The 17,044-nt window shown below is 69.3% G+C and carries 2 protein-coding genes (1 of these 2 only partly in view); both read left to right on the top strand.

Annotated elements, in window-relative coordinates; all coding sequences use genetic code 11:
* A protein-coding gene (locus ACFXKA_RS18320; RefSeq protein ID WP_379428159.1) for a type I polyketide synthase crosses the window boundary here: on the top strand, positions 1–1,253 show its 3' end. It extends 12,517 nt beyond the left edge of the window; 1,253 of the gene's 13,770 nt are visible here — the last part of the coding sequence; its start codon lies beyond the left edge, outside the window; it ends in the stop codon at positions 1,251–1,253.
* Complete coding sequence (locus ACFXKA_RS18315; RefSeq protein ID WP_379428137.1) at positions 1,250–17,026, top strand: SDR family NAD(P)-dependent oxidoreductase; 15,777 nt, start codon at positions 1,250–1,252, stop codon at positions 17,024–17,026. Before ACFXKA_RS18320 ends, ACFXKA_RS18315 begins: the two co-directional genes overlap by 4 nt.
* Positions 17,027–17,044 lie beyond the last annotated feature (18 nt).

The raw sequence follows: 17,044 nt of genomic DNA, 5'->3' as shown, positions 1-17,044 counted from the left end.
GGCACCTGCTTCTGGTCTCACGCCGCGGCGAGAGTGCGGACGGCGCAACGGAACTCGCGGCGGAACTGGCGCGATCCGGTGCCGAAGTGCGGATCGCCGCCTGCGACGTCACCGACCGCGACGCGCTTCGGGACCTGCTGGCCGCCGTGCCCGCGGAGCATCCGCTGACCGGTGTCGTCCACACCGCGGGCGTGCTCGACGACAGCGCCTTCCACACGCTCACCGGCGACCGGATCGACCGGGTGTTCGCCCCCAAGGCCGATGCGGCGTGGACTCTGCACGAGCTCACCCGCGACATGAAGCTGTCGGCGTTCGTGATGTTCTCGTCGATCGCCGGCATGATCGGTTCGGCCGGGCAGGCGAATTACGCTGCCGCGAACAGCTTCCTGGACGCCCTCGCGGTGCAGCGCCGCGCCGCGGGGCTGCCGGCGCTCGCGCTCGCCTGGGGGCCGTGGCAGCAGGACATCGGTATGACCGGCGTTCTGGATCGTGCCGCCATGAACCGGTTGGAGCGACTGGGCCTGGCCCCGCTGGATCGTGCCGAGGGCCTGCGCCTGTTCGACGAATCGCTGACCACGGCGGAAGCGGTGTCGGTGCCGGCGCGGCTGGACACCGACAAACTGCGTATGGAATCGCATTCCGGCCCGGTGCCCGCGGTGCTGCGCGGATTCGTTCGTACTCGCACCCGGTCGGTCACGGCGCCGAGCAGTGCGCAGTCGCTCGGGGACCGTCTGCACGGTGTGGCGGAGGCGAAGCGCCGCGGGTTCGTCCTGGACCTGGTGCGGGAACATGTGGCGGCGGTGCTGGGCTACGGCTCGGCCGACGACATCGGACCCGATCGGGGCTTCAACGAACTCGGTTTCGATTCCCTCGGCGGCGTGGAATTCCGAAACCGGCTGGCGAAGGTGACGGGGCTGTCGCTGCCCTCGACCCTGGTATTCGACTACCCGACGGCGGGTGATGTCGCCGACTACCTGCTGGCGCAGACCGTGGTGACCGCGCCGGCGCAACCGCCGTCGGCGACGGCCGACGACCTGGCGCGGCTCGAGGCACTGCTCGAGCGAATCATCGCCAACAGCAGCGACAACGACGAGATCGTCACCGGATTGCGGGGCGTCAACGAGCGCCTCGTCGCCCACCTGGGCGGCACGTGGTCGCGCAGCGGCTACGACGATCTCGAATTCGATTCCGACACTGCGCTATCCGACAGTGAGCTCTTGGATCTGATCGACGAGGAGTTTGGCCCAGCATGAGCAACCCCGGCACCAGCAACGAGGAACGGCTCAGCCGGTATCTGCGCAAGCTCACCGGAGACCTCCGCGCCGCCAAGAAGCACATCCAGGACCTGGAGGACCGGGCCGGCGAACCGATCGCGATCGTCGGCATGAGCTGCCGCTATCCGGGCGGGGTCGAAACCCCGGCGCAGCTGTGGGATCTGGTCGCCTCGGGCACCGACGCCATCGGGCCCTTCCCGGCCGACCGCGGCTGGGACCTCGAGCGGCTGTTCGACACCGATCCCGATACGCCGGGCACCATCTACACCCGCGAAGGCGGATTCCTGGATGCGGCAGGCGATTTCGACGCCGGATTCTTCGGGATCGGCCCGCGCGCGGCCCAGGCGATGGATCCGCAGCAGCGCCTGTTCCTGGAAGCGGCCTGGGAGGCCCTGGAGGATGCGGGCATCGATCCGGTGTCGTTGCGCGGCAGCGACACCGGTGTGTTCGCCGGTGTGATCCATCAGGACTACGGCCCCCGCGTGGGTTCGCCGGGCCTGACCGCCGAGGCGGAAGGTCATGCCTACCTGGGTGTTTCCTCCAGCATCCTCTCCGGCCGGGTCGCCTTCACCTTCGGTTTCAAGGGTCCGGCGCTCTCGGTGGACACCGCGTGCTCGTCGTCGCTGGTCGCCCTGCACCTCGCGTGCCAGGCGCTGCGGCAGGGCGACACCTCGCTCGCCCTGGTCGGCGGCGTCACCGTGATGTCCGATCCGGCCCTGCTGATCGCCTTCGGCCGCCAGCGCGCGCTGTCCCCGGACGCGCGGTGCAAGGCCTTCGCGGCGGCGGCGAACGGGACCGGGTTCTCCGAGGGCCTCGGCATGCTAGCGATCGAGCGACTCTCGGATGCCCGCCGTCTCGGCCACCCCGTCCTCGCGGTCATCCGCGGCAGCGCGATCAACCAGGACGGCGCCAGCAATCGCCTGACCGCACCGAACGGTCCGTCGCAGGAAAAGGTGATCGCGCAGGCTCTCGCCAGTGCCGGCCTCACGCCCGCCGACGTCGATGTGGTCGAAGCGCACGGCACCGGCACCACTCTCGGCGACCCGATCGAGGCGCAGGCCCTGATCGCCGCCTACGGTCGCGGTCGCGTCGGAGCTCCGCTGCGCCTCGGCTCGCTCAAGTCGAACATCGGGCACACCTCGGCCGCGGCCGGTGTCGGCGGCGTGATCAAGATGGTGCAGGCGCTGCGGCACGAAACGCTACCCGCCACACTGCATGTCGACGCTCCGACCCCGCACGTGGACTGGTCGGCGGGCTCGGTGCGGCTGCTCACCGCGGCCGAACCGTGGCCGGCGGGGGAGCGGGTGCGTCGCGCCGGCGTGTCCTCCTTCGGCGCCAGCGGCACGAACGCACACCTGATCCTGGAAGAGGCCCCCGCTCTGGAGGAGGCCCCCGCCGAACCCGCGGACGAGGCCCCCGATCAGGGTGCGCGGGCCGTGGCGTCCGATGTCTCTGCCTGGCTGGTCTCGGCGAAGACCGAGGACGGCCTGCGCGCGCAGGCGGGCAAACTGCGGCAGTGGGTGACCGAACACCCCGACCTGACCATCGACGAGATCGCCTATTCGCTGTCGACGACCCGCGCCCGGCTGGACTGGCGGGGCACGGTGGTCGCCGGCGATCGGGATGCCATGCTCGCCGGACTGGCAGCGCTCGCGGAACACGGATCGGCGAGCACTGCCGCGGGCGTGACGGCGGCGCAGGCGGTCACGCGCAAGGCAGCCTTCCTGTTCACCGGGCAGGGCGCACAGCGGGCCGGGATGGGACGTGAACTGGCCGAGGCGTTCCCGGCATTCGCCGCCGCGTTGGACGAGGTGTGCGCGCAGTTCGACCCACTCTTGGGCGGTTCGCTGAAGCAGGTGATGTTCACCGGGGGGCAGGCCGGCGCTGCCGATGCCGCCGTGCTGGATCGGACGGAGTTCACCCAGCCCGCACTGTTCGCCTACGAGGTCGCACTGTGCCGGCTCCTGGAATCCTTCGGCGTGACACCGGATTTCCTGATCGGCCATTCGATCGGTGAGCTGGCCGCCGCGTACGTCGCCGGTGTGTGGTCGCTCCCGGACGCGTGCCGGCTGGTCGCGGCGCGCGGCCGCCTCATGGGCCGGCTGCCCGAGGGCGGCGCGATGCTGGCCGTCGCGGCCACCGAGCGCGAGGTGTCCGAGGCGCTCGCCGACCATGCGGACCGCGCGTCCATCGCCGCCGTGAATTCGCCTGCGGCCGTGGTGGTCTCCGGTGACGAGGACGCGGTGACGGCGCTCGAGCAGTGGTTCACCGACCGTGGCCGCAAGACCTCGCGGCTACGGGTGTCGCACGCGTTCCATTCCCACCGCATGGACCCGATGCTGGCCGAGTTCGCCACCGTCGCACGGGAGGTGACCTATCGCCGCCCGCAGATTCCCCTGGTCTCGAATCTCTCCGGCCGGATCGCCGGTGATGAGGTACTCGAGCCCGCCTACTGGGTCCAGCAGGTGCGGGTGGGTGTTCAGTTCGCCCGGGGCGTCGAGACCCTCGCGGCCTCGGGTGTGCGGCGATTCCTGGAGATCGGTCCCGATGCGGTCCTGACGGCCATGACCCGGCAATGCCTGCCGGAGGACCTCGAACCCCAGTCGTCGGTGATCGCCGGAGCCCGCCGGGGCCGGGCCGAGGTCGAGCAGTTCGTCACCTGCCTGGCCCACGCGCACACGGTCGGCCTCGAGGTGGACTGGACCGCGTTCTTCGCCGATCGGCCCGTCTCGCGAGTGTCGTTGCCCACCTACGCTTTCCAGCGCCGCCGCTACTGGCTCGAACCTGCACACGGCGCCGCCGGTGTCGAGTCCGCAGGTTTGGGTGCGGTGCAGCATCCGCTGCTGGGCGCGGTGGTCTCGGAACCCGAATCCGGTGGCGTGTTGTTGACCGGCCGGTTGTCGGTGGCCACCCATCCCTGGCTGGCCGACCATGCGGTGGCCGGGTCGGTCCTGCTGCCCGGGACCGGTTTCGTGGAGCTGGCGCTGCGCGCCGGCGCCGAAGCCGGGTGCCCGGCGATCGAGGAACTGACGCTGCGCGCGCCCCTGGTCCTGCCCGCGTCCGGCGGTGTGCAGATCCAGGTCGTCGTCGGCGGGCCGGAACACGAACTCACGCAACGGCCGGTATCGATCTACTCTCGCGCCGAACACGATCGCGATGGAGAGTGGGTACTCAACGCGCGGGGTCTGCTGACCACCCGCGACGACGCCGCCGAACCCGGATCGCAGACCTGGCCGCCTGCCGAGGCGACCGGTCTCGACGTCTCGGCCGCGTACACGGCCCTGCTGACACGCGGTTACGACTACGGCCCGGCGTTCCAGGGCGTGCGGGCGCTGTGGCGGCGCGGCGACGAGGTGTTCGCCGAGGTCGCCGTCGATACCGATACCGGTATGCGAGCCGAGGGTTTCGGCATCCATCCGGCTCTGCTGGACGCGGCCTTGCAGGCGGGACTGCTGGCCGGAGTGTCCGAAGAGTCTGCGGGACAGCCGGATTCACCGTTCGCGGTGGCGGCCGGCCGGGTGGTGCTGCCGTTCTCCTGGGAGTCGGTGTCGCTGTACGCGGCCGAAGCGTCGGTGCTGCGCGTGCGTCTGACCACGACCGGATCGTCGGTAACGGTGCGGGCGAGCGACGAGCAGGGGCAACCCGTGCTGGCGGGTTCGGTGACGCCCCGCCCGATGCCATTGGCGCAGCTGGCCGCCGCCGGTGCGAGCGGCGCGGCCGATCCGCTGCTGGAACTGGTGTGGTCGCCGACCGCGTCCGAGCCCGTGGTGGCGGATGTCGTTGTGGGCCGGTGGGATCGGCTGGATCCGCAGTCACCGGTACCCCCGGTGGTGATCGTCGAGGCCGGGTCCGGCTGGAACGAACACACCGGCACCGACGTGGTGACCACCACCCACACCGAGGTCGCACGAATCCTCGAGGTGGTGCAGGTCTGGCTGGATCAGGACCGGTTCGCCTCGAGCGCCCTGCTGGTCGCCACGCGCGGCGCGGTCGCCCTGCCCGGTGAAGACCTCACCGACCTCGCGGGTGCCGCCGTGTGGGGCCTGGTCCGTACCGCGCAGACGGAGGACCCGGGCCGAATTGTCCTGGTGGACGCGGACACCGGCCTCGACGAGCGACTCGCGGCCACCGTCCTGGCCGTGGACGAACCCCAGGTGGTCGTGCGCGCCGGCGTCACCCACACCGCTCGACTGACCCGGCCTGCACCCGTGTCATCCACACGTGGCGAGGAATCCGCCTTCGGCGCGGGAATGGTGCTGATCACCGGCGGCACAGGCGGTTTGGGCGCCGTGGTGGCCCGGCACGTGGTCGTCGAGCACGGCGTCCGGTCGCTGCTGCTGGTCAGCCGCAGCGGTCCGCAGGCCGAGGGCGTGACAGCCCTCTATGACGAGTTGACGGACCTGGGCGCACAGGTGCGAGTCGCGGCCTGTGACGTCACCGCCCCCGACGCGGTGGCCCGCCTCCTGGCCGACGCACCCGAGCCGCTGACCGCCGTGATCCACGCCGCGGGTGTGCTCGACGACGGGATCATCGCGTCCCTGACCCCGCAGCGGCTGGACGCGGTCCTGGCGCCGAAGGCGGACGCCGCCTGGCGCCTGCACGAGGCGACCGCGGATCTGAATCTGGCTGCGTTCGTGGTGTTCTCCTCGGTGTCCGGCACCATCGGCGGACCCGGGCAGGCCAACTACGCCGCCGCGAACACCTTCCTCGACGCCCTGGTGGCGCACCGGCGTGCACGGGGACTGGCCGGGCAATCGCTGGCCTGGGGTCCGTGGGCACGCTCGAGCAGCATGACCGGACACCTGGGTGAGACCGATGTGGCCCGGATGAGCCGCGGCGGCTTCACCGCGATGCCGGACGAGCAGGCACTGGCCGGATGGGATGCGGCCCTCGCTCAGGACACGACGCTGGCGGTGATCGCGGCGGTGGACACCGCCGCGATTCGCGCTCGCGCCGAGTCGGGACTCCTGCCGCCGCTGCTGCGGGAACTGGCGCCGGCCGTTGCCCGGCGTCCGGCGGCGACGACCTCGGCGGCGGCATCCGGTCTCCGGCAACGACTCACCGGTCTGGATGCCGACCAGCAGCGGCAGGCGGTACTCGCGACCGTGCGCACCCACATCGCGGCCGTGCTCGGTCACGACGGTGCCTCCGCGATCGAACCTGATTCCGCCTTCCAGGACCTGGGATTCGATTCCCTGAGCGCGGTCGAGTTGCGCAACCGGCTCAAGACCGCCACCGGCCTGTCACTGTCGGCCGCAGTCGTTTTCGACTACCCGACACCACGGAGTCTGGCCGCCTATCTGGCCGGCGAGCTCACCGGCACCGGGCGCGACATCGCCGTTACGGCCACCAAGGCCGCCGACGACGAACCGATTGCGATCGTCGGCATGGCGTGCCGGTACCCGGGCGGCGTCAGTTCTCCCGAGCAGCTGTGGAGTCTGGTCGCGAACGGGACCGACGCGACGTCGGAGTTCCCGGTGAACCGAGGCTGGGATACCGACCGTCTGTACGACCCCACCGGCGAGACGCCGCACACCACCTACACGCGCGAGGGTGGATTCCTGCACTCCGCAGGTGAATTCGATCCCGCGTTCTTCGGCATCAGCCCCAATGAAGCCGCGGTGATGGATCCGCAGCAGTTCCTGCTGCTGGAAACCTCCTGGGAGGCGTTGGAGCGGGCCGGAGTCGATCCGGCGGAACTGCGCGGCAGTTCGACCGGGGTGTTCACCGGCATGATGTATCACGACTATCCGGTCAACGCGAACGCGGGATCCATTGCCTCCGGCCGGGTTTCGTATGTGTTCGGGCTGGAGGGCCCGGCGGTCACCGTGGATACGGCGTGCTCGTCCTCGCTGGTGGCGATGCACCTGGCGTCGCAGTCGCTGCGGTCGGGGGAGTGTGATCTGGCATTGGCCGGTGGTGTCGCGGTGATGGCGACGCCGGAAACGTTCGTGGAGTTCAGCCGCCAGCGCGGGTTGGCCCCGGACGGGCGGAGCAAGTCGTTCTCCGACACCGCCGACGGTGTGGCGTGGTCCGAAGGCGCCGGTGTGCTGGTGCTGGAGCGGCTGTCCGACGCCCGCCGCAATGGTCATGACGTGCTCGCGGTGGTTTCCGGTTCGGCGGTGAATCAGGATGGCGCGTCGAATGGCCTGACCGCGCCGAACGGTCCGTCGCAGCGGCGGGTGATCCGCCAAGCGCTGGCGAATGCCGGGGTGTCCTCGGCCGACGTCGATGCGGTGGAGGCCCACGGCACCGGCACGACACTGGGTGATCCGATCGAGGCCGAAGCGCTGCTGGCCACGTATGGGCAGGACCGGGATGCCGATCGTCCGCTGTGGTTGGGGTCGTTGAAGTCCAACATCGGTCATGCCCAGGCCGCCGCGGGCGTGGGTGGTGTGATCAAGATGGTGATGGCGATGCGCCACGGCGTGCTGCCCAAGACGCTGCACGTCGATGCGCCCAGCACCAAAGTCGATTGGACCCAGGGCCATGTCCGGTTGCTGACCGAGGCGGTGGCGTGGCCGGAGGTGGATCGTCCGCGTCGTGCGGGTGTGTCCTCGTTCGGTATCAGCGGCACGAATGCGCACATCATCGTCGAGCAGGCTCCGGCGGCGGACCCGGCTCCGGCCGTGGACGTGACCGTCCCGGCCGGTGGAGTGCTGCCGTGGGTGGTCTCGGCGCGCGGTAGCGCGGCCCTCGCCGCTCAGGCCGAGCGTCTGACATCGCTTGCGGGCGACCAGGATCCGGCGGATATCGGCTTCTCGCTGGCATCGACGCGCAGCGTTTTCGAGCACCGTGCGGTGGTCGTGGCCGCGGGCCGCGATGGTCTGCTGGCAGGTGTGCGGGCATTGGCCGCGGGTGCATCGGCTACCGGTGTGGTGTCCGGTCGTGTGGTGTCGGGTTCGACCGGTGTGGTGTTCTCGGGTCAGGGTGCGCAGTGGGCCGGTATGGCTACCGAGCTGCGTGCGGCGTATCCGGTGTTCGCCGAGGTGTTCGATGCGATTGTCGCTGAGCTGGATCTGTTGCTGGGGCAGTCGGTTTCGCTGAGCGAGGCGTTGGCGGACGCCGATCTGGTTGATCGGACGGTGTTTGCGCAGGCGGGTTTGTTCGCGTTCGAGGTGGCGTTGTTCCGTCTGCTCGAGTCGTGGGGCGTGCGTGCGGATGTGGTGGCGGGTCATTCGATTGGTGAGGTGGCTGCCGCGCATGTGGCGGGTGTGTTGTCTCTGTCGGATGCGTGTGTGTTGGTAGCGGCGCGTGGCCGGTTGATGCAGGCTTTGCCCGCCGGTGGGGCGATGGTCGCGGTTGGTGCTTCCGAGTCCGATGTGTTGCCGTTGCTGGCCGGTGAGGTGTCGATCGCGGCGGTGAATGGCCCGTCGTCGGTCGTGTTGTCCGGTGTCGAGGACGACGTCGCCGCTGTCGTCGAGCGCTGTAGCGAGCAGGGCTGGCGGACACATCGACTACGTGTCTCGCATGCCTTCCATTCGACCCTGATGGAGCCGATGCTGGCCGAATTCGCCACGGCCATAGCGGGTTTGACCTTCGCCAGCCCGCGTATTCCGTTGGTGTCGACCGTGACCGGCGCCGAGGGCGGCGACGAGATGTCGGCCCCGTCGTATTGGGTCGGTCAGGTCCGGGACACGGTGCGTTTCGCCGACGCGGTCACCGCAATGGCCAGCCTGGGCGTAAGCAGGTTCGCCGAGGTCGGTCCCGATGCGGTGCTGACCCCGATGGTCGCCCAAACTCTGGATACCGCAACCACACTCGCGCTGACCAGGCGTGACAACGCGAACGCCACGACCGTCGTCAGTGCGGTGGCCGGGCTGTTCGTCTCCGGCGCGGAGGTGGACTGGGCCGGCTTCTACACCGGTACCGGGGCTCGGCGAATCGACCTGCCCACCTACGCCTTCCAGCACGAGCGCTTCTGGCTCGATGCCCGGCAGATGCTGGCCCAGTCGTGGCTCGGCGCCGAACTGGGCGGAGTCACCTCGGTCGGTCTCGACGCGGTGGACCATCCCCTGCTCGGTGCGGTTGTGCCGCACCCGGATTCGGGCGCGGTGAGCTTCACCGGCCGCTGGTCGCTGGACTCGGTCGAATGGCTGGCCGACCACAGCGTGCTCGGCACCGTGCTGCTGCCGGGCACCGGTTTCGTCGAGCTGGCCGGCCACGTCGGCGGTCTGCTGGGTTGCGCGGTGGTGGAGGAGCTCGTGCTGCACACCCCGCTGACGCTGCCGGCCGACGGCAGTGTCGCGGTGCAGGTGGTGGCGGCCGCGGCCGACGACGGCGGTCGTCGTCGGCTGACCGTCCATTCACAGCAGACGGCACAGGGCCCGTGGGCGCTCCACGCCGAAGGTGTTCTCGCGCCGGGCGAGGTGGTGGCCGACTTCGACCTCACCGCCTGGCCTCCGGCCGGTGCGCGGCCCTTGCCCGTCGATGGCGTGTACGACGAGCTGCTCGACATCGGCTATGGCTACGGCCCGTTCTTCCAAGGATTGCGGGCGGCCTGGCAGCGCGACAATGAGTTGTTCGCCGAGGTCGCGCTGCCGGACCCGAAGGACGCCAAGGGTTTCGGGATCCATCCGGCACTGTTCGACTCGGCCCTGCATGTCGGGATCGTGCATGGCCGTGACGGTGATGCCGCCGTGCTGCCGTTCACCTGGAACCGGGTCGTGTTGCACTCGGCAGCTGCTCCCGCGCTGCGGGTGCGCATCGTGCGTGAAGAGGGCCGGTTCGCTGTGCAGCTCGCCGATGCGCAGGGCCGGCCGGTGATGTCGGTGGGGGCCTTGGTCTCTCGGCCGGTGTCGGCTGAACGCCTGGGCGCGGACCGGGTGTCGGAAGCCCTCTTCGGGGTGGATTGGGTCGCTGTCGCGCCGTCGCCGGCGACCGTCGATCATCGTGATCTCGCGGGATTGATCGCCGATCTGGATGCCGATCCCGATTCGGTTGTTCCCGAGATCGTCTTGTTCGAGTGCCCGCACTTCGACGATGTGCCGCCTCGAGCCGCACGGCAGGTCGCGACCAGCGTCCTCGACGCCGTCAAGGGTTGGTTGTCCGACACTCGTTTCGCCGGTTCCCGTTTGGTGGTGCTCACCAAACACGCAGTGTCCGTGGATGATTCCGAGTCCGTGGATCTGGCGCAGGCGCCGGTCTGGGGCTTGCTGCGTGCCGCGCAAGCGGAAAACCCCGGTCGTTTCCAGCTTCTCGATCTGGATGAATACGGTGATCCGTCCGTCGTGGCGGCCGTGGCCGCCGCTGTCGCGTCGGAGCCCGAGCTGGCGCTCCGGGGCGCGAGCGTGTTCGTGCCGCGTCTGACCGCTCACGCACCCGGCACGATCGATCGATCGACCACACCGGGCACTGTCCTGATCACCGGTGGCACGGGTGGTCTGGGCGCGGTGATCGCCCGGCACCTCGTGACCGAACACGGTGTGCGCCATCTGCTTCTGACCTCTCGGCGTGGCCTGGATGCTCCCGGCGCTGCCGAGCTTCGTCGGGAGCTGGCCGAGCTCGGTGCCGAGGTCACCATCGCCGCGTGCGACGTCTCCGATCGAAACGCGCTCGCGGCACTGCTCGACAGCATGTCGGATCAGCATCCGCTGACGGGTGTGGTGCACGCGGCGGGAACCGCCGACAACGGCGTGATCGAGTCGATCACCGCGGATCGCATCGACGGCGTCTTCCGGCCCAAGGTCGACGCGGCCTGGCATCTGCACGAGCTCACTCACGACCTCTCGCTGTCGTTGTTCGTGCTGGTCTCGTCCGCGGGCGGCCTGGTGCTGGCCGCCGGCCAAGCGAACTACGCCGCGGCGAATGTCTTCCTGGATGCGCTGGCGGCTCATCGCCGCGGCCTGGGATTGCCTGCCACATCCCTGGATTACGGAATGTGGGCGCGCTCGAGCGGACTCGGGACCGAACTGTCCGAGGACGACTTCGACCGGATGCGCCGGCAGGGTTTCCCGCCGCTCTCCGAGGCCGAGGGCCTGGCGCTGTTCGATGCGGCGATATCGACCGATGCCGCCCAGCTGGTGGCGCTGCGGGTCGACAAGGCCGTGCTACGGACGCGGGGCGAGCAGATTCCCGCTCTGGTCCGCGCGCTCGTACCAGCCCCGGTCCGGCGCCGGACGCCGGCGGCGGGCCAGGCCTTCCTGCGCACGCTGGCCGGACTGTCGGACGCCGATCGCAAGACCGCTCAGCTCGACCTGGTCCGTTCGGTGGCCGCCGAGATCCTCGGGCACGCCTCCATGGCAGCTGTCGAACCCCAGCAGGCTTTCCAGCAGCTCGGTTTCGATTCGTTGAGCGCCATCGAGTTCCGCAACAAGCTCAATGCCGCGACCGGTCTGCAACTGCCCGCGACGCTCGTCTTCGACTACCCCAACGCGCAGATCGTCGCCGAGTTCATCGACTCTCAGCTCACCGGCAGCGCAGCCGTCGAGGAGGTCGTGGTCAGCCGGGTCCGAACCGGCGATGACCCGATCGCGGTGGTGGCGATGAGCTGCCGCTACCCCGGTGGCGTCGCCTCGCCCGAAGACCTGTGGGGTCTGGTCACCTCGGGTATCGACACCACCGGCGACATGCCGATGGACCGCGGCTGGGACATCGACGGCATCTACGATCCCGAACCTGGCAAGGCGGGCAAGACCTATACCCGCCAAGGTGGATTCCTGTACTCCGCAGCGGAATTCGATGCGGACTTCTTCGGGATCAGTCCCAATGAGGCCACGGTGATGGATCCTCAGCAGCGGTTGCTGCTGGAGGTCTCGTGGGAGGCATTGGAGCGCGCCGGTGTGGATCCGGCGGTGCTGCGCGGCAGTTCGACCGGTGTCTTCACCGGTGTGATGTACCACGACTACGCCCAGGCGACCGGTACCGGCAGCGGCGCCGCGGGCAGTTTGGTCTCGGGCCGGGTGTCCTACGTGTTCGGCCTGGAAGGCCCTGCGGTCACCGTGGATACAGCGTGTTCGTCGTCGCTGGTGGCGCTGCATCTGGCGTCGCAGTCGCTGCGGTCGGGGGAGTGCGATCTGGCATTGGCCGGTGGTGTCGCTGTGATGGCCACCCCGGACATGTTCCTCGAGTTCGGTCGTCAGCGGGGTCTGTCCCCGGATGGACGGTGCAAGTCCTTCGCTGACGCGGCCGATGGCGTGGGCTGGTCCGAGGGCGCTGGCGTTCTGGTGCTGGAGCGGTTGTCCGACGCGCAGCGCAACGGGCATCAGGTGCTCGCGGTGATCGCTGGTTCGGCGGTGAATCAGGATGGCGCGTCGAATGGTCTGACCGCGCCGAATGGTCCTTCGCAGCGACGGGTCATTCGCCAAGCGCTGGCCAATGCCGGTGTCTCGCCGGTCGAGGTGGACGCGGTGGAGGCCCACGGCACCGGTACGACGCTGGGCGATCCGATCGAGGCTCAAGCGCTTTTGGCGACTTACGGCCAGGATCGTGAGGCAGACCGTCCGTTGTGGTTGGGTTCGCTGAAGTCCAACATCGGTCACGCTCAGGCCGCGGCCGGTGTGGGTGGTGTGATCAAGATGATCATGGCGATGCAGCACGGGGTGCTGCCCCGAACCCTGCATGTGGATCAGCCCTCCACGAAGGTCGACTGGTCCGAGGGCCATGTGCGGTTGTTGACCGAGGCGGTGGCGTGGCCGGAGGTGGATCGTCCGCGTCGTGCGGGTGTGTCCTCGTTCGGGATCAGTGGCACCAACGCACACGTCATCGTCGAGCAGGCCCCGGCGACCGCCACGGTGGAACAGGGTCCCCTGGCGGACTCGGTGCCGACGGTAGTGCCGTGGATGCTCTCGGCACGCAGCGACGAGGCTCTCGCCGGTCAGGCTGTTCGCCTGACATCGGCTGTGGCCGAACATGATCCGATCGATATCGGCTTCTCGCTGGCATCGACGCGCGCCGTGTTCGAGCATCGCGCGGTGGTCGTGGCCGAGGACCGTGATGGTCTCCTCGCGGGAGCGCGGGCACTGGCTGCGGGTGTGCAGGCACCCGGTGTGGTGACCGGTCGTGTGGTGTCGGGTTCGACGGGTGTGGTGTTCTCGGGTCAGGGTGCGCAGTGGGCCGGTATGGCTGCCGAGCTACATGCCGCGTATCCGGTGTTCGCCGAGGCGTTCGATGCGATTGTCGCCGGGCTGGATCCGCTGCTGGGGCAGTCGGTTTCGTTGAGCGAGGCGTTGGCGAGCGCTGATCTGGTTGATCGGACGGTGTTCGCGCAGGCGGGATTGTTCGCGTTCGAGGTGGCGTTGTTCCGTCTGCTCGAATCCTGGGGCGTGCGTGCCGATGTGGTGGCCGGTCATTCGATCGGTGAGGTCGCTGCCGCTCATGTGGCCGGGGTGTTGTCTCTGACGGATGCGTGCGTATTGGTGGCCGCGCGTGGCCGTTTGATGCAGGCGCTGCCGGCCGGTGGGGCCATGGTGGCCGTCGGCGCCTCCGAGATCGATGTGCTGCCACTGCTGGTGGCCGGTGAAGTGTCGATCGCGGCGGTGAATGGTCCGTCGTCGGTCGTGCTCTCCGGCGTCGAGAATGATGTCCTTGCTATCGCTGAGCGGTGTGCCGAGCAGGGTTGGCGGACGCACCGGTTGCGCGTCTCGCATGCCTTCCATTCGGTCTCGATGGAGCCGATGCTGGCCGAATTCGCCACGGCGATCGAGGGTTTGACCTTCGCCCGCCCGAGTATCCCGTTGGTGTCGACCGTGACCGGTGCCCGGATCGGTGACGAGATGTCGGATCCGTCGTACTGGGTGGATCAGGTTCGAGAGACCGTGCGTTTCGCCGATGCGGTGACCGCGATGGCGGGTATGGGTGTGTCCAGATTCGCCGAGGTCGGACCCGACGCGGTGCTGACCCCGATGGTCGCCCAGACCCTCGATGACGGGGATGGCTCGGCCGCAACGGTGGTGGCGCTGGCACGTCGAGACCATGCCGATGCGTCGGCCGTGTGGAACGCGGTCGCCGGGCTGTTCGTGGCCGGCGCTCCCGTCGACTGGTCCGGTGTGTACGCCGGGACGGCAGCCCAGCGAATCGACCTGCCCACCTATGCTTTCCAGCGCCGCCGCTACTGGATGCGCGAGGGGTCCGCGGGTGCTGGTGACGCCCGGTCCATGGGTCTGGCGGCTACCGGACACCCTCTGATTTCGGCGATGGTGTCACAACCGGACTCCGGCGCGGTGATCCTGACCGGTCGCCTCTCGGTGGAGACCCATCCGTGGCTGGCCGATCACCGGGTCCTGGGCACCGTGTTGTTCCCCGGCACCGGTTTGGTCGAACTCGCCCTGCATGCCGGGGAGCGAGTGGGCCACACCAGCCTGGAGGATCTGGTGCTCCAGGCTCCGCTGGTGCTGCCGGAGTCCGGCGGCGTCGCGGTGCGCATCGTGGTGGCGGCCGAGGACGAAACCGGCCGTCGCGCGGTGCGGATCTACTCCTGCCCCGATGGCGACGTCGATTCCGCCACGCCGTGGACGCTGAATGCCGAAGGCGCACTTGCGCCGGAAGAGGTGGAGACCCCTGTCGCCCTCACCTCATGGCCTCCGGTCGGTGCGCAGCCCCTGCCCATCGACGGTGTCTACGACGAGCTGCTCGATGCCGGGTACGGCTACGGTCCCTTCTTCCAGGGATTGCAGGCGGTATGGCAGCGCGGCGATGACGTGTTCGCCGAGGTCGCGCTTCCGGATCCACAGGCAGCCAAGGGTTTCGGTCTGCATCCCGCGCTGCTCGATGCCGCGCTGCACGCCCTGCGCCTGGCGGGCTACCTGTCCGCGGAGGGAACCGGACCGGCATTGCCATTCGAGTGGTCCGGTGTCACCCTGCACGCGGCGGAACCGGGCGCGTTGCGCGTCCGGCTGACCCGCGTCGGCGAGCATGCGGTGGCCATGGATCTGGCGGATCCGACCGGTGCTCCGGTGGCGACGGTGCGGCATCTGGCCTCCCGGCCAATCGATCCCGCGCAGCTGACCACCGGCGCATCCACCGTCGGCAACGCGCTGTTCCGGGTCGATTGGACACCGCTCTCGATATCCGAGGCCGAGGTCAGCGTCGTGTCCTGGGCGGATCTCGGTGACGAGGTCCCGGCCGCGGTAGTGCTGGATTGCCCGGCGGGTAATGATCCCGCCGGCGTTCGTGCCGCGACTCACAGTGTGCTGCAAGCACTTCAGTCCTGGATTACCGATCACCGGTACACCGAGTCGGTGCTGGTGGTTCGGACCAGCGGCGCGGTCTCGGTTGCTGGAGAGGACATTACGAACCTGGCCGGTGCCGCCGTCGGTGGTCTGGTGCGTTCCGCGCAGGCGGAGAACCCGGGCCGGATCGTGTTGGTGGACGCCGATTCCGACCTGCACGGGCTGCTCGGCGGAATCCTGGCCTCCGGGGAGCCCCAGGCCGCCGTCCGTGGCGGTCAGGTGCATGTCGCGCGACTCGCCCGAGCCGCCGCGTCGACCGCCTCGGCGCCGAGTTCCGCTCTCGGTCCGGACGAAACCGTTCTGATCACCGGCGCCAGCGGCTTCCTCGGCGGACTGTTCGCCCGGCATCTGGTCGGCACCCAGGGTGTCCGTCACCTGCTGATGCTCAGCCGCCGCGGTGAATCCGCTCCGGGCGCAGCCGAGTTGCGCGCGGAACTGGAGCATCTCGGTGCCGAGGTCGAGTTCGTCGCCTGCGATGTCACCGACCGTGACGCGCTCGCGCAGGTATTGGCCGCCCTCCCGGCGAACCGCCCGCTCACGGGTGTGTTCCATACGGCCGCTGTGCTCGACGACGGCGCCATCGGTTCACTCACCGCGGATCGCATGGACACGGTCCTGCGGCCCAAGGTCGACGCCGCCCTGCACCTGCACGAGCTGACCGCCGATCTGCCCTTGAAGGCGTTCGTGCTGTTCAGTTCGGCGGCCGGTGCGTTCGGCAACCCCGGTCAGGGCAACTATGCCGCGGCCAACGCCTGCCTGGACGCCTTGGCATTGCACCGCAGGGCATCCGGGCGTAGCGGACAGTCGCTGGCGTGGGGTCTGTGGGGCACCGACGGCGGTATGGCCACGGAGCTCAGCGAGGTCGACCGGCAGCGCATGTCCCGTTCCGGCATGCTGCCGCTGTCGGAGGAACAGGGCCTGGCATTGTTCGCCGCGGCCACCGGAATCGATACGGCGGCTCCGATCCTCGCCCGCCTCGATCTGGAGAGCCTCCGCAACGCGGGGTTCGCCGCGGCGCTGCTGTCCGGCCTGGCCCCCGCGCGCCGCAAAGCCGCCTCGGACGCGCCGGCGGCACTGCGGACTCGTTTGGCGAATACTCCCGAGAGCGAACGCCTCGGTGTGCTCGCCGAAATCGTTCGCGGTCAGGTCGCCGCGGTGCTCGGTCATCAGAACGCTAACGCGATCGCGGCCGACCGGGCCTTCAGCGAGCTGGGCTTCGATTCGATCACCGCGGTCGAGTTCCGCAATGCCCTCAAAGCCGTGACGGGCCTGCGGTTGCCGGCCACGCTGGTATTCGACTACCCGACGCCGCAGGCGCTGGCCGAATACCTGGCCGACGAGTTCAGCGACGAGCATCACACCGGCCCATCGACAGATCTGTCGGAGAACGATATTCGCCGGGCTCTTCAAACGATTCCGCTCACCCGCCTGCGCGACGCGGGCCTGTTGGATGCCCTCATGAAACTCGCCGGCGGGCAGGAAAGCCCCGGCGAGATCGAGCAGAGCATCACCGAGGAATCGATCGACGAGCTCGATATCGACGACCTGATCGACCTGGCTTACAACAACTCCTCAGAAGACTGACGGCGCAATTCGCCGACG

The organism is Nocardia sp. NPDC059228 (genome assembly GCF_042754245.1).
In the GTDB taxonomy this organism is placed as follows: Bacteria; Actinomycetota; Actinomycetes; order Mycobacteriales; family Mycobacteriaceae; genus Nocardia.
Note: the sequence above shows the minus strand (reverse complement) of the source record. Positions and strands in the feature narration are given on the sequence as shown.

Coding starts and splice junctions, on each gene's coding strand:
- ACFXKA_RS18315 (WP_379428137.1), top strand. CDS start 1,250: ATGAGCAACCCCGGCACCAGCAACGAGGAACGGCTCAGCCGGTATCTG.